14 protein-coding genes are annotated in these 14,947 nt (G+C 71.8%); 12 read left to right on the top strand and 2 right to left on the bottom strand.

Going from position 1 to position 14,947, the window contains the following annotated elements; translation table 11 throughout:
* The 8 genes from IE239_RS31895 to IE239_RS31860 all read left to right on the top strand — a co-directional run bounded on the left by IE239_RS31895 (position 1) and on the right by IE239_RS31860 (position 6,448).
* Positions 1-795, top strand: a complete 795-nt coding sequence (locus IE239_RS31895; protein ID WP_190152926.1) for an SDR family NAD(P)-dependent oxidoreductase — start codon at positions 1-3, stop codon at positions 793-795.
* Positions 796-813: 18 nt separating this feature from the next.
* Positions 814-1,836: a WD40/YVTN/BNR-like repeat-containing protein gene (locus IE239_RS31890; RefSeq protein WP_190152925.1), complete on the top strand. Its 1,023-nt coding sequence runs from the start codon at positions 814-816 to the stop codon at positions 1,834-1,836.
* Entirely contained in the window at positions 1,836-2,399 is a 564-nt protein-coding gene (locus IE239_RS31885; RefSeq protein WP_190152924.1) for a VOC family protein, read from the top strand. Before IE239_RS31890 ends, IE239_RS31885 begins: the two co-directional genes overlap by 1 nt.
* An 84-nt stretch (positions 2,400-2,483) precedes the next feature.
* Complete coding sequence (locus tag IE239_RS31880; protein ID WP_229878436.1) at positions 2,484-3,086, top strand: amino acid synthesis family protein; 603 nt, start codon at positions 2,484-2,486, stop codon at positions 3,084-3,086.
* A gap of 1 nt (position 3,087) precedes the next feature.
* Positions 3,088-4,008 carry an alpha/beta fold hydrolase gene (locus tag IE239_RS31875; RefSeq protein WP_190152922.1) on the top strand — a complete coding sequence of 307 codons (921 nt, stop codon included), beginning with the start codon at positions 3,088-3,090 and terminating at the stop codon, positions 4,006-4,008.
* On the top strand, positions 4,005-5,696 hold the full coding sequence (locus IE239_RS31870; protein ID WP_190152921.1) for a bifunctional 3-(3-hydroxy-phenyl)propionate/3-hydroxycinnamic acid hydroxylase: 1,692 nt from the start codon (positions 4,005-4,007) through the stop codon (positions 5,694-5,696). Before IE239_RS31875 ends, IE239_RS31870 begins: the two co-directional genes overlap by 4 nt.
* Complete coding sequence (locus IE239_RS31865) at positions 5,693-5,995, top strand: NIPSNAP family protein (protein ID WP_190152920.1); 303 nt, start codon at positions 5,693-5,695, stop codon at positions 5,993-5,995. Before IE239_RS31870 ends, IE239_RS31865 begins: the two co-directional genes overlap by 4 nt.
* 18 nt (positions 5,996-6,013) lie before the next feature.
* Positions 6,014-6,448, top strand: coding sequence for a carboxymuconolactone decarboxylase family protein (locus tag IE239_RS31860; protein ID WP_190152919.1), 435 nt, complete (start codon positions 6,014-6,016; stop codon positions 6,446-6,448).
* Between the two features lie 97 nt (positions 6,449-6,545).
* Here IE239_RS31860 and IE239_RS31855 read toward each other — a convergent pair whose 3' ends face one another.
* Positions 6,546-9,422, bottom strand: coding sequence for a helix-turn-helix transcriptional regulator (locus IE239_RS31855; RefSeq protein WP_229878435.1), 2,877 nt, complete (start codon positions 9,420-9,422; stop codon positions 6,546-6,548).
* 322 nt (positions 9,423-9,744) lie between these two features.
* On the opposite strand from IE239_RS31855, the gene IE239_RS31850 reads away from it, so the two are divergent.
* The 4 genes from IE239_RS31850 (at position 9,745) to IE239_RS31835 (ending at position 13,330) form a co-directional block, all read left to right on the top strand.
* Positions 9,745-10,959 carry a cytochrome P450 gene (locus tag IE239_RS31850; protein WP_190152917.1) on the top strand — a complete coding sequence of 405 codons (1,215 nt, stop codon included), beginning with the start codon at positions 9,745-9,747 and terminating at the stop codon, positions 10,957-10,959.
* 28 nt (positions 10,960-10,987) lie between these two features.
* A complete protein-coding gene (locus IE239_RS31845) occupies positions 10,988-11,845 on the top strand; it encodes an FkbM family methyltransferase (protein WP_190152916.1) in 858 nt (285 codons plus the stop codon).
* Positions 11,842-12,603: a thioesterase II family protein gene (locus IE239_RS31840; RefSeq protein WP_190152915.1), complete on the top strand. Its 762-nt coding sequence runs from the start codon at positions 11,842-11,844 to the stop codon at positions 12,601-12,603. Before IE239_RS31845 ends, IE239_RS31840 begins: the two co-directional genes overlap by 4 nt.
* 187 nt (positions 12,604-12,790) lie before the next feature.
* Positions 12,791-13,330 (top strand): hypothetical protein, encoded by a 540-nt coding sequence (locus IE239_RS31835; RefSeq protein ID WP_190152914.1) that lies wholly within the window; start codon positions 12,791-12,793, stop codon positions 13,328-13,330.
* Between the two features lie 78 nt (positions 13,331-13,408).
* Here the strand turns inward: IE239_RS31835 and IE239_RS31830 are convergent, their stop codons facing one another.
* On the bottom strand, positions 13,409-14,722 hold the full coding sequence (locus IE239_RS31830; protein WP_229878434.1) for a cytochrome P450 family protein: 1,314 nt from the start codon (positions 14,720-14,722) through the stop codon (positions 13,409-13,411).
* Positions 14,723-14,947 lie beyond the last annotated feature (225 nt).

Raw genomic sequence — 14,947 nt, 5'->3', positions numbered from 1 at the left:
ATGGATCTTGAACTGACCGGCAGAGTCGCCATCGTCACCGGTGGGAGCCTCGGCATCGGCAAAGCCGTCACCCGTGAACTGGCCAGGGAGGGCGCCAGCGTGGTCATCACCGCTCGCCGGCTGCCCGCCCTGGAGGCGACCGCCAAGGAGATAGAGGACGAGACCGGCAGCCGTGTGCTTCCGATCAGCTCGGACACCACCGACACCCGGTCCGTACGCGAGATGGTGCGGACGGCCGCCGCCGAACTCGGCCGCGTCGACATCCTCGTCAACGGCGCTGCCGCCCCGTCCGGCCTGGTGCGCAACGACGTCGAGGACGCGGATCCCGAGCTGCTGCTGGCCGACCTCGACACGAAGGTCGTCGGCTACTTCCGCTGCGCCCAGGCCGTCACCCCGTACATGAAGGGGAACGGCTTCGGCCGGATCGTCAACATCGGCGGGCTGACGGGCCGTTCCAGCCACGCGCTGTCGGGCATGCGCAACCTCGCCGTCGTCCACATGACCAAGGCCCTGTCCGACCAGCTCGGGCCGCACGGGATCACCGTGAACACCGTGCACCCCGGAGTGGTGGAGACCGAGCACATTCACGAGCTGTACGAGAAGGAGGCGGCCAAGCGGGGCATGACCGCGGCCGAGGTCGAGGCCGACTTCGCCGCCCGGACCCCCATCCGCCGGGTGCTGGCGGCCCACGAGGTCGCCCAGACCATCTGCTTCCTCGCCTCGCCGCGAGCGGCGGCGATCACCGGTGAGTCGCTGGGCATCGACGGCGGTCTGACCCGCGGCATCTTCCTCTGACCAGACAGGAGTCAGCTCATGCAAGGAACCATTCTCGTCGCCACCGCAGGCCAGGGCGTGCTGCGCAGTTCCGACGACGGCGCCACCTGGTACCGGCTCGGCCTCGAGCAGGACCTCGAGTTCGACGCCGTCGTGCGCTGCCTCGCCGTGCACCCCGAGCAGCCGCACGTGGTCTACGCCGGAGCCGACGTGGGCCTCGTCCGCAGTGACGACGCCGGAGTCACCTGGCACCGCGTCGACTCGCCCATGAACGACCAGACCATCTGGTCGCTGGCGATCGATCCGAACGACGCGGACTTCATGATCGCCGGCACCGGGGCGCCCTCGCGGGCCGCGGTCTTCCGTACGGCCGACGCGGGCGTGCACTGGGACCGGCTGCCCCCGCAGATCCCCGAGTTCTGCGCGGGAGTCAGCAAGCCGCGCATCCTCACGGCGACCGTCGACCGCTTCGACGCCAAGAACCTGTGGTTCGGCATCGAGGAGGGCGGGCTCTGGCGCAGCCGCGACCGAGGCGACACCTGGGACCGCATCGACGGCACACCGGCCACCCTGCCCGACGGAGTCACCAACTCCGACATCCACTGCGTCGTCGTCCTGGAAGGCCCGCCCAAGACGATCGTGTGCGTCGTCGTCAACGCGCTGTTCGTCAGCCAGGACGACGGCAGGACCTGGACCCGCACGGACACCCGCAAGGAGTGGGGCATCTACTACACCCGGCTCGTCAGGCAGATACCCGGAACCGACGAACTGCTGCTGGGCATCGGCGACGCCACACCGGGGACCCTGACGAAGATCTTCCGTTCCACCGACCTCGCGCAGACCTGGCAGGAAGCCTCCCTGGACGTGCCGGCCAACTCCACCGTGTGGGCCTTCGGCGTGCACCCCGCCGACGCGCAACTCGCGTTCGCCGGCACCAAGTACGGCCACCTGTTCCGCTCCACCGACGCCGGACGCACCTGGGTCAAGGAGTGGCGCGAGTTCAGCGAGATCACCGACGTGGCCTGGACCCCGGCCGTCGCCGCAACCCCGGAGGGACACTGATGAACCGCAGCACCGACGACTTCGCCGCAGCCGGAATCGACCCCGACGAACGCCCGCTGGAAGAACACCAGCAGCCCACACCGATCCGCGACGAGAGCGTGCGCGACCTCAAGCCGAGGGTGGTGCGCACGCACCTGTCCCTGTTCGTCCGCGACCCCGAGGCGGCCGCCCCCTGGTACGAGGACGTGCTCGGCATGGAGGTCACCGCGCGGGGCCCGCAGTGGGTGTTCCTGTCCTTCGGCAAGAAGCACCACGACATCGCCCTCATCCGTGCCGAGGAAGGGGCGGTGATGAGCGGCATCGGCCTGCAGCACTACGGCCTGGAGGTCGACGGCAGCCTGGACGAATGGCGGCGGCTGTACGGAATGCTCCTGGCCAAAGGCGTGCCCGTGGTGAAGACCACCGATCACAAGGTGGGCTTCGGGCTGTACTTCACCGACCCGGACGGCAACCGCTTCGAGTTCTTCCACGAGACCGTCACCGACGACGAGGAGGGCAAGCGCATCCTCGGCCTCTACGGCGCCCCCAGTGACCCGTTCGAGGTCGAGCCCCTCCACAGCTGAGCACCGCGGCCCCGACCCGTCCTCCGCCCCCCCGCCTCCCCTGATCCCGTCCCCTTCCCCCCTGCCCCGCTCATGGAGAACGCCGTGCCCCAGCCGAACTTCGCCAGCTACCACGTCCGCAAGTGGTTCACCCAGGTCGAGGAGACCCTCGCCAACGAGACCGGAGCGCTCGCCGACGGCGAACCGGTGCGCAAGATCGTCGTCGCCGCCGCCGTCCACAACCCCTACGCCGGCCGGTTCAGCGAGAACCTGGACGACATCGTCACCGATTCCCCCAAGCTGGGCGAGGAGTTCGGCCGCCGTATCGCCGAGGCCGCGGGCGGCCAGGCGATCGAGAGCTACGGCAAGGCCTGCCTGGTCGGCACCGGCGGCGAGTACGAACACGGCAACGCCTTCCTGACCGCGGTCTTCGCCGACCCGGTCCGCGAGTCCGTCGGCGGTGGGAAGTCGTGGGTGCCCTCCACCGGCAAGCGCGGCGCCCCCGGGACCACCGTCGACGTGCCCCTGGCCCACAAGGACGCGCTCTACGTCCGCTCCCACTACGACACCGTCACCGTGAGCTTCACCGACACGCCCGGCCCGGACGAGGTCGTCGTCATCTTCGCCGTCGCGACCCGCGGACGGCTGCACGCGCGACTCGGGGGCATCAAGGCCGACGAGATCCAGGGACAGGACGGGCTGCACTGAGATGGACGGCAGCACCCACGGCGTGTCCGAGGCGACGGGCGCCGGCCCCTCGGCCGGCGACCCCGACGCGACCGGCGAGGACCGCTTCATCACGCTGAACGGCCTGCGGGCCCACTACGTCGAGTGGGGCGATCCCGGCCGGCCCGCCATCGTCATGCTGCACGGCCTGCGCAGTTACGCCCGCACCTTCGCCCCCCTGGCCGCCCGCCTGGCCGACAGCCACCGCATCCTCGCCGTGGACGCCCGCGGGCGGGGGGACAGCGACTGGGACCCGCACGGCGAGTACTACACCTCCGCGTACGTCGGCGATCTGGAGCAGTTCGCCGACCGGCTGGGCCTGGACCGCTTCGTTCTGCTCGGCCACTCGATGGGCGGTGCCACGTCCTACGTCTACGCGGCCCGCCACCCCGAGCGCGTCACGGCGTTGATCGTCGAGGACATCGGTCCCGGTTCGTCGATCTCCGGAGCGGGAGCCGAGCGCATCAAGCGTGAAATGGCCGGCACGCCGACGGAGTTCCCCGACTTCGAAGCGGCGCGTGCCTACTGGCGCACGCTCCGTCCCGGCATCTCCGAGGCGGCTCTGGCGTCCCGGCTCAGGCACACGCTGCGACCGGGCTCCTGCGGCCGATGGCTGTGGAAGGCCGACATGGCGGGCATCGCGCGGGCCCGTCTGGATCCCGATCCCGCCCGCCGGCTGGACCTGTGGCCCCACATCGACGGGCTGCGCTGCCCGACCCTGGTCATCCGCGGCGGCGCGTCCGACTTCCTGCCCGCGGCCACCGCCGAGGCCATGACCGCGCGCAACCCGCGGGTGCGGACGGCGGACATCCCCGGCGCGGGCCACTACGTCCACGACGACGACCCGGATTCCTTCTGCCGCCTCGTCGAACAGTTCCTGACCGGTCGGGAGGTCACCCCATGAGCGAACACACCGAGATCCGTACCGAGGTGGCCGTCGTCGGCGCCGGGCCCTGCGGGGTCACGGTCGCCAACTACCTCGGCAGGTACGGCGTGCAGGCCGTGCTCATCGACCGCAGCACCGAGATCGTCGACTACCCGCGCGCCGTCGGCATGGACGACGAATGCGTACGCAGCTTCCAGGGCATCGGGCTCGCGGAGGAGGTGCTCGCCGACGCGATCCGCAACGTCTCGCTCAAGATGTTCGGAGCGGACGGCCGGTGCTTCGCCGACATCCGGCCGGCCACCGACGAGTACGGCTGGCCCCGCCGGAACATCTTCATGCAGCAGTTGGCCGAGGCCACACTGCGCACGGGCCTGGAACGCTACCCGCAGATCAAGCCGATGTTCGGCCACGAACTCGACCGGCTGGAGCAGGACGGCACCGAGGTCCGCCTCCATGTGACCGGCCCCGCGGGCGAGAAACTGCTGGTGCGTGCCCAGTACGTGGTCGCCGCGGACGGTGGCCGCAGCACGGTCCGCGGACAGCTGGGGATCCCTCTGGTCGGGGACACCCATCCGGCCAAGTGGGTGGTCATCGAGTGCGACAACGACCCCCTGGACGCTCCCTACACCGGCCTGCACTGTGATCCGAGGCGGCCGTATGTCTGTGTCGATCTGCCGTACGGCTACCGGCGCTGGGAGTTCCAGCTCTTCCCCGGGGAGGACGCCGAGGCGATGCTCCGGCCCGAGAAGGTGCATGAGCTGCTCACCGGCCACGTCCCCGACCCGAGGGCACTCAACATCGTCCGCGCCCGCGTCTACACCCACCACTCGCGCGTCGCGGCCCGCTTCCTGGACGGCCGGGTCTGCCTGGTGGGCGACGCCGCCCATCTGATGCCGCCCTGGGCCGGCCAGGGCATGAACACCGGGATCCGCGACGCCACCAACGTCGCCTGGAAGCTCGCTGCCGTGGTGACGGGCCGGGCCCACCCGCGGATCCTGTCCACGTACGACACCGAGCGACGCGCGCACGCCCGGGCGATGGTCGCACTGTCCGACACCCTCGGCCGCGTGCTCTGCTCGACCAACACCTGGACGGCGCGCACCCGCGACGCCCTGTTCCGCGGTCTCACGGTGGCGCCGCAGGTGCGTGACTGGCTGCTGCAGATGCGATTCAAGCCGATGCCCCGCTACACCGAGGGCGTCGTGCTGCACGGCCGGCGGCCCGTGGCCAAGAAGTCGGCCGTCGGCCGGATGTTCGTCCAGCCGAAGGTGGAGACGGCGGACGGACGGTCGGTGCTGCTGGACGAGACGCTCGGTGAGTGGTTCACCCTCGTCGGTTACGGAACCGACCCACTGGTGCACCTGGACCCGGAGTCCCGTGCCTTCTGGGACGGGATCGGAACCCGCTACGTCACCGTCACCGAGTCCCGTTCGGGGCGTTCGCGCGCCGAGCGACCCCGCTCGGGCACCGATTCGGTCGTCCTGGAGGACCTCGACGGCACGTTGCGGGACTGGTTCGCCGCTCAGCCCGGAACAGTGGCCGTGATCCGCCCCGACCGCTATGTCGCGGCAATGGCCCACGCGGCGGAGCTGGGCACGTTGAGCGGCGCCTTCGAGCGGCTGCTCGCCCCCCGGCGACAGCCGGACCGGCACGACGAGCAACCGCCCCGGCCGACGGCCGTCCCCGCCACCGGAGGTGCGTCGTGATCGTCGAGGAACGCAACTACCTGGTCAAGGCGGGGACGGCCGCGAAGTACGCCCAGCTGTGGGCCGAGCACGGCCGCGAACCCCAGGTGCGCATTCTCGGGAACCTGCTCGGCTTCTACGTCACCGAGGTGGGAGAGCTGAACACGCTGGTCTACCTGTGGGGTTACGAGGGGCCGGACGACCGTGCCAGGAGGCGCGCCGAGCTGGCCGCCGACCCCGACTTCGCGACATTCCGCGCAGAGGTGCGAGACCTTCTGGTGCGGCAGTCCAACAGGATCCTCACGCCCGCCCTGCCCTGACCCGACCCGAGGAGAACCATGTCCACCGACGCCCGGACCCCGGACGACGCGCAGGACTACATCGACGCGATGGCCCGCGAACGCGGGTACGTCCTGGATTACCACAAGGTCATGGCCCGGCATGACTTCGAGGTGCTGCAGGCGACCGACACCCTGGTGCGGGCCGCCTATCTCGCCCCTCGCGCCCTGGACCCCCGGACCAAGGAACTGCTGTTCATCCTGAGTCTGACCGTGATGAGAGCAGGCAAAGGGCACATCCAGAGTCACATCCGGGTGGCCCTGGACCTCGGGGTCACCTCGCAGGAGATCCTCGAAGCGATCGAGATCGCTCTCCCGGAGGCCGGGATCGTCGCTTTCCAGGCGGGCTTGGACGCGTGGCGGGAAGTCGTCGGCGCCGACGGCGTCGAACCCACCGTGCAGGTGCACCAGGGCGGCTCGGGAACAGGAGGATGACGCCCCGTCCGGCATCGAAGCAGCCCTCGGAAGCACCGCCCCCGGACGACTCGCTCGCTCCCGGCAGCCGCCCGGCACACCGGCAGGCGCCCTGGTGTCAGCGGTGCTCCGCGGCCGATGCCTCGAGCGCCCGGGAGAGGTCCTCCCGTGAGACGATGCCGAGCTTCCGGTACGCCTGGGTGAGGTGCCACTCCACCGTCTTGACCGTCACGAAGAGCGTCCGGGCGATGTCCCGGTTGCTCAGGCCCTCGGCGGCGAGGGCCGTCACCCGTTCCTCGGAGGGCGTCAGCGTGGACGGGGACCGCTTGAGGCGGCCCGGGCCGCGGCCCGGGGCCCCGAGTGACAGCAGCTCTTTCCGGGCCCGTTCGTGCAGGGGGTACGCCCCGCACTCCCCGGCGAGTTCGGCGGCGAGCCGGAGGCGCTCGCGTGCCGTCGAGGTCTTGCCGGCCCTGCCCAGCAGCCGGCCGTGGACGTAGAGGGAGCGGGCCCGTTCGAGGAGGGCCGGTGAGCCGTCCAGCACGTCGACGGCCTCTTCCAGCAGCCGCAGGGCGCGGCCCGGGGACGCGGTCGCGGCCAGGGTCCGCAGCACCACCGCCAGCGGGCGGGCCGCTCCGAAGGCGTGCGCGCGGGCGAGTTCCTCCTCGCCCAGCTCCTGTGCGTCCCGCACCCGTCCGCTGTGGTGGAGGGCCGTGACGATCGGGGTCCACATACCCACCGACCCCGCCGTCGGCCCGAGTTCCGCGTCGAGGGCTCGTCCCCTCATCAGGTCGGCCGCCCCCGCGTCGGTCTGCCCGAGGGCGAGCCGTAGCCGTCCACGGGCGTGCAGCAGGGGGAGGTGGACGGAGGTGTCGCTCTCGACGTGGAGCAGCTCACGGTCCGACAGCTCGGCCGTGGCGCGGTCCAGTTCGCCCAGTTCGATCAGCGACTCGACCAGGGCGGCCGCCGCGATCGGTTGCGCGATCGTGGGGCGGCCTCCCGACTCGCTCGCCTCCAGCGCCGTCGCGGCGAGTTCGGCGGCGGCGGACACCTGGCCGAGGTGCAGCTCGACGTACGCCCGCAGGCAGTGGTCCAGGTGGAAGAGGTGGACTCCCCGGCGCCGGGACTCGTCCGTCACCGTGCGCAGGGCGTTGCGCGCTTCCGGGAGCCGGTCGCAGATCGCCAGGGACCAGGACGCGGCGAGGGCGGCGCCCCAGCCGACGCCGTTCCCGGCGGGCAGGCCCGTCCGGCGCAGCACGTGGCCGGCCGAGTCCGCCGTCCGCCGGGCGTCCGTGCCGTTCCGCAGTTGTTCGAGGAGGCCGTGAACGCTCCCGGGGAGGCTCGTCCCGGCCGTCCGCTCCTGGATCTGGGCCAGCCGCTGCCGTTGGAGATCACGGGCGCGGGGCGACATCCTGCCGATCCAGGACAGCGCGTCGTGCAGGTCCGCCAAGGCGTCCGACGCCGGGAGTTCGACGATGGCGTCGGCCAGTACGGTGACGGCTTCCTCGAATCGGGAGCCGGCGGCGAGCGCCCAGGCCAGGTCGCGTGCGACGGCGCCGCGCGCGTCCGGTGCGCAGGTGTGCGCCAGGGCTTCCCCGAGGTGTGCGGCGGCCGCCTCGTGGTCGACGGACAGTTCGGCCGTGCCGAGGCGGCTCAGGACCATCGGCACATTGCGGTCGGCCGGGGGCTCGCGCAGGGCGCGCCGCAGATAGGACACGGTGTCCGGCTCGCCCCGCGCGGTCGCGGCGGCCGCGGCGTCGAGCAGGCTCCTGACGTTCCGCTGGTCGGCCTGGGCCGGCGCTTGCAGCAGATGGCCGGCGATCTGCTCCGGTGAGGCGCCGGTGGTGGCCAGCGCCCGTGCCGCGCGGGCGTGCAACCGGCGCCGCGTGACCAGCGGGGTGCTGTCCTTGACCGCCGTACGCACCAGCGGATGGGCGAACCGCAGTACCGGTCCGTCGACCAGGATCTCCGCGTCGATGAGCGCGGCGAGCGCCTTGTCGACCCCGGCGTCGGCGCGTCCGGTGGTCCGCTCCACCACCCATGGCTCCGTCGCGCGGCCCAGCACCGCGACCACCTGGGCCAGTTCGAGGGACGGCTCCGGGAGGCTGCGCAGCTTGCGGACGATCCAGCGTATGAGACTGCGCGGGGCGCGTTCGGTCAGCCGGTCCAGGTCGGTCCCGGCCGGCCGGCCGGTTCCGGCGGCCGCCTCGTCGAGCACCGCCCGCACCAGCATCGGGTTGCCGTCGGTCGCCTCGAAGAGCGACGCGGCGGTCGCCAGGGGGTCGGCTCCGCCGACGGTCTCCGCGACGACCTGTTCCAGGGCCCGCAGGCTCAGCGGGGCCGGCCGGAGCACGGTCGACTCGAAGGAGGTGACCACGGCCCCCAGCAGATCGGCGGCCGGCCCGGGGCCCCGGGGTTCCATGGCGACGGTCAGCACGATGCGGCTCCGCCCCACCCGGGCGGCGAGGTAGCTGAGGAACCGCAGCGAGGGCAGATCGGCCAGTTGCGCGTCGTCGACCACGAGGACGAGGCGCCGGTCGCCGGCGAGGTCCAGAAAGACCCGGTGTAATTCGTGGAGCAGCGCGTGCCATTCCGCCGGGTGCGCCTCGTCGGGCATTTCCCCGTGCAGCAGGTGCGCGATGCGCGATGTGTGAAGTCGGGCGGACAGGTCCCCGCCCGGAGGGTCCTCGACCGCGGATTCAATCAGTTGCGCGACCGCTCCCAGGGCGAACGAGGCCTCGAATTCGTTCCCTCTCGCACGGAGTACCAGGAACTTGCTGTCGACGGCCTTGCGGTGCAGGTGGTGAAGGAGGCTCGACTTGCCCGTACCCGGTGCGCCTTCGACCGCCAGGACTCCGCCGGATCCGCCGCGCAGATTGTCGAGTTTTCTCTCGATCGCGGATATTTCAGCTTGTCGTTCGAGAAGTTCGGTGCGCGTTCTGTCAAGAATATCGGTTACCACGGTCAGTGCTTCCCCGTATCGCCTGGCCGAGAACATTTCACTGCTATGAACGCATGAACGAATCAGAGATTACACGACCCCTGCCCGAGCGTCCAGGATGATTCTGGCCGAGCGCCTCGCTCGCCGAAACGGCCTTCGTCCCGAAATAAAAATCCCGTTAGCCGATACGCTCCTCGCCCTCCGTAATTCCGCGGAACGGTCACCGGGGCCCATAGCCGCCGGTATCGCGGCCGCACCCCCAGAGTTTTCGGCGGGGCCCCCGGAATCGGGCCGGACGAGGCATGAAGAACTCTGGGGTTCAGCCCCGAGCGGGTGTCGGACACAATCGGCTCGTCCCCTCACCCCAGGAGCCTTCGGTATGTCACGTGGTCGACCGGTCACCGCGCTTTCCTCCCTGGAACTCTGCGACCCGGACCTCTACGCCCAGGGACACCCCGAGGAACTCTGGCAGCGGATGCGGCGCATCGCCCCCGTGCACGAGGGCGAGTACGACGGCCGCCGGTTCCACGCCGTGCTGTCGCACACGGAGATCTCCCGGGTCGTCAAGGACACCCGCCGCTTCTCCTCCCAGCAGGGCATGCGGCTGGACCAGAACCCCGCCGCGACGGCGGCGGCCTCGGGCAAGATGCTGATCATCACCGATCCGCCGCGCCACGGCGGGATCCGCCGGATCGTCAGCGGCGCCTTCACCCCGCGCATGGTGGCCCGGCTGGAGCAGAGCATGCGCGAGACGGTCACCGCCGTACTGGACGAGGCCCTGGAGGCCGGCGAGTGCGACTTCACCCGGGTCGCGGCCCGGCTGCCGCTCTCGGTGATCTGCGACATGCTCGGAGTGCCGCCCGGCGACCGGGACTTCATGCTGGAGCGCACCAAGGCCGCCTTCGGCGAGGGAGGGGAACCGGCGGCCGACCCGCTCGCATCGGCGGAGGCGCACGCGGACATCCTGTCGTATTACGAGGAGTTGCTGGCCCGCCGCCGCCGCGAACCCCAGGAGGACATCGTCACCGCGCTGGCGCACGGCACGGTCGACGGCGTCCCCCTCACCGACGAGGAGATCTTCCTCAACTGCGACGGGCTCGTCTCGGGAGGCAACGAGACCACCCGGCACGCGAGCGTCGGCGGCCTGCTGGCGCTGATGCGCCATCCGGCACAGTGGACGTCGCTGCGCGAGGACCCTGAACTGCTGCCGACCGCCGTGCAGGAGATCCTGCGGTTCACCAGCCCCGCGATGCATGTGCTGCGCACCGCCACCGCCCCGGTCGAGATCGCCGGCCACGCGCTGGCCCCGGGAGACCAGGTCGCGCTGTGGCTGGCGGCCGGCAACCGCGACGGCGCCGTGTTCGAGGACCCCGACCGATTCGACGTGACCCGGCGGCCCAACCCCCACCTCGCCTTCGCGGGCGGCCCCCACTACTGCCTCGGCGCGGCACTCGCCACCCGGGAACTCACCGTCCTGTTCGGGGAACTGCTGCGACGGGTCCGCGACGCCGAGCCGGTCGGCCCGCCCCGGCGGACGCGGTCGATCCTGATCTGGGGCTACGACACGCTGCCCGTGCGGCTCGTCGCCGCCTGACCCACCGCGCGAGCCGAAGGAAGCGACCATGAGCGAGCAACGGACCGCGCACGACGCACCCGGCGCGACGCGGCGGGAGGTGAGCCTCCCCGACGGCCGACGGGTGTGGTGCACCAGCCCGGCGGAGGCACTGCTCATCTGGCGGGAGGCCACGGGCGACGGCCTGTACGGGCTCGCCGCACGCGGGTTGCGCCCCCACGACACGGTTCTCGACGTCGGCGCCAACATCGGGCTGGTGTCGATCGCGTTCGCCGACGCGCAGCGCACACTGCGGATCGTCTCCGCCGAACCCGTACCCGACGTCTTCTCCTGTCTGCGGGACAACCTCACCCGCCATGTCCCGGGAGCGACCCCGGTGCGCACGGCCGTGGGAGCCGCGCCCGGCGTCCAGGACTTCACCTACTACCCGGCGGCCCCCGGCAACTCCGGCCTGTACGCCGACCGTGCGGCCGACGACGCCCTCACCAGGACCTTCCTGCGCCACGGCGGTCTCGACGAGGAGGCCGTCGACATGATGATCGACGGACTGCACGACGGGCTGACCATCCAGGTCCCGGTCACCACCGTCTCCGGCCTCATGCGCGAGCACGACCTCCGGTCCGTCGCACTGCTCAAGGTCGACGTCGAGCGCGCGGAGCTCGACGTCCTGCGCGGGGTCGACGCCGCCGACTGGCCGCGCATCGGCGCCGTCGTGGCCGAGGTCCACGACGAGGACGACCGCCTCGCACGGCTGAGCGAGCTGCTGCGGGACGTGGGCTTCTCCCTGCGGGTGCGGCAGGACCCCGCACTGCGCGGCACCGAGATGTACGAGGTCCACGCCTACCGGGCGGAGCACACCGGCCGACCGGTCGTGACGGACGACGCCCACGAGGAGGCGGGCCGATGAGCGCCGAGCAGGCGGCCCTCGTCACGATGGGCGCCGAGCCGCCGAAGCCGGACCGGACACTGGTCTGTGTGCCGCATGCCGGGGGCAGCGCCGTGGCCTTCCACTCCTGGCACCGGGTGTTCGGCCCGCACGGTTTCGCGGTCCGGGCGGTGCACTGGGATCGGCCCGCCGGGTCGGAACGCCGCTCCGGTGTCGAGCGCCGCGCCGCCGCCCTCGCGAACGCGGTGCGCGAACTGCCGGAGCCGTGGATCCTGTTGGGCCACAGCCTCGGCGCGCTGATCGCCGCGGAGACGCTGCGCCTGCTGGAGGACTCGGCCGGGCCGCTCCCGGAGCGCACGGTGCTGTGCGCCGCCGCGCCCCCCGGCTCCCGGCGGACCTTTCCGCCCGATGTGCTCAGGGCGTCGGACGCGCACATGGCCGCCTACGTCCGACGGCTCGGCGGCACGGACGAAAGCCTCCTGACGGACCCCGAGTTCGGCCCGCAGCTGCTGGCCGGGCTGCGTGCCGACCTGGATCTGATCGAGCGGTACACACCGGAGTTCACGCGCCCGTTGACGTCGCCGGTCTCGGTGTACGGGGCGGCGGCGGACCACGACGTCCCGGTCGCGTCGCTGGAGGGATGGCGGGAGCTGGCCCCGGAAGCCCGGATACGAGTCTTCGACGGCACCCACTTCTTCCCGCACGAGGACCCGGCCGCGGTCTGCCGGGCGGTCACGGCGGACTGCACGCAGGACGACCGCGAGCGGGCCCGGGACTAGACTCGCCCGATGCCGTCACACCGTTCGGGCACGCCGTTCTTCCCGCACGAGGACCCGGCCGCGGTCTGCCGGGCGGTCACGGCGGACTGCACGCAGGACGACCGCGAGCGGGCCCGGGACTAGACTCGCCCGATGCCGTCACACCGTTCGGGCACGCCGTCCCCGCACGCCGTATTCGGAGCCGTCCATGTCCGATAGGCCGCCGAACCCCTATACGACCGCGGCGTTGGCCCGTCTGGTCCTCGCCGACCGGGCCCGCGACACCGTCGACGAGGCGCTCCGTCTGGTTCCCACCCTGGACGACGACCGGCACACCGCGCAGGAACTGCTGCTCCAGGCGCTCCGGGTGCGCTCGTCCGCCGACAGGCTGGTGGAGGCCGCCGTCCTGCACGCACGGGAGAACGGCGCCGACTGGACCGGCATCGCGGTCGCGATGGGCATCCGCACCGAGTCCGTCACCGAGCGGTGGCTGCCGCAGGAGCAGCGCTGGCAGGCCGGTCTGGCCCATCCGATGCGGCACGAGCCCGGAGAGGAGCTGCCGGAACTGGCCGTCCCCCAGGCCGCCTACGCGCCGGAGGCGTACGCCCACGACCTCGACGACTGGGCCGGCCGCCACCTCGATCCCGTCGAGAGCGAACGATGGCGCGAGCGAGGGTTCGACCCGGCCCGCCCCGTGTCCGGCGGACTGACGCGCAACCCCGGCGAGGCCGACACCGACGAACCGTGAGACCAGGTGGCGGCGCCGGCGCCCTCGGCCGCGCCCTCACCGGCACACGGGTGTGCCGCCGGGCAGGAGGCCTCGCCGTCAGGCGGATGCGCCGTCCGGCCCGGGGCGGTCACGGTGGAGGGGAGGCCCTGCCGGCCGGGCTCCGTCCAGCCGCAGCGGCAGGCGTTCCAGCTTGCGCATGCCCGACACCGGCTGCCAGTTCAGCTCCTCGGGGCTCACGGCCATGGACAGGGAGGGCCAGCGGGCGAGCAGTCGGCGCAAGGCGATCTCGGACTGATGGCGGGCCAGGCCGGCGCCGAGGCAGTAGTGCGGGCCGGCGCCGAAGGACACATGCGCCTCCCCGCGGGTGCGATGCCGACGGGTGATGTCCAGGCGCTCCGGGTCCGGGAACTCCCGAGGGTCGTGATTGGCGCCGCTCAGCGCGGCCATCACCGCGTCCCCCGCCTGGAACGACGCCCAGCCGACGTCGGCGTCCTCGGTGACGTACCGCAGCCGCGACACCAGGACGGGCCCGCACCAGCGCAGCAACTCGTGCACCGCCTGCGGCGTCAGCTCCGGGTCGGCGCGCAGCAGCGCCAGCTGTTCGGGGTGGGTCAGCAGCGCCCAGACGCTGTTGGCGAGGAAGTTGGCCGTGGTGTCGTGTCCGGCGATGACCAGGCTGAGCACCATCGTGACCAGTTCCCGGTCGGTGAGACGGTCGCCGTCCTGCGCCCGGATCAGCTCGCTGATCAGGTCGTCCGCCGGCCGGGCCCGGCGACTCTCGACCAGCGCCCGGGTGTGGTCCACGAGCGGTCCGAGCGTCTCGCCCAGCTTCTCCTGCTCGAACGACAGGGCGTGGGTCCAGCGCAGCCAGGCGGGCCGGTCGGACATCGGCACGCCGACGAGTTCACAGATCACCGTGATGGGCAGCGGATAGGCGAACCGGCCGAGGAAGTCGACGACTCCGTCCTCGGCGTGTGCCGCCATCTCGTCCAGGAGGTCGTCCGTGAGCCGCTCGATACGCGGACGGAGGGCGAGGAGCCGCCGCGCGCTGAACGCGGGCGCCACCAGCCGCCGCAACCGGCTGTGCACCGCCCCGTCGTTGTCGAGGAGGGTGTCGGCGAGATACGGGATGAGCTCCTCGGCGAGACCGAGGTTCCGCATCGCGTCGACCTGCATCAGCGGCGCGCCGGCCGAGGCCGGATCGTTCGCGAACCGGGGGTCGGCGAGCACCGACCGCACGCCCTCATGGCGTCCGACCACCCACATCAACGACCCGTCGAGCGAGCGCATGGGACAGGCGGCCGCCTGCTCCCGCATGTGCGCGTACACGGCGTGCGGGTCGGTGAGCACGTCGGGGGGTGCTGCGTGTACGTCGGGCTGCTGCTGACCGCTGACAGGGTGACCACTCACGGATGCCCTCCGTATGCACCGGATGCGCTCGCTGCGCCCACCCTGCGTGTCCGGGCCCCCAGCCGCAACCCTGGACTACGCAGCGTCCGGATCGGCTCGTTCCTGGGGTTCTTCTGGGGTGCTCCCCTGGTGCGGTGAGGGACCGTCGTCGCGAAGGATTGCCGAAGATCTTCCGAAAGCACGACGGGGGCGGTGTGAGCGTGGACGGATCTTCGGCGCACATGT

This window comes from Streptomyces humidus (assembly GCF_014649655.1).
Lineage (GTDB): Bacteria > Actinomycetota > Actinomycetes > Streptomycetales > Streptomycetaceae > Streptomyces > Streptomyces humidus.
This window is presented reverse-complemented; position numbering and strand designations above follow the sequence as displayed.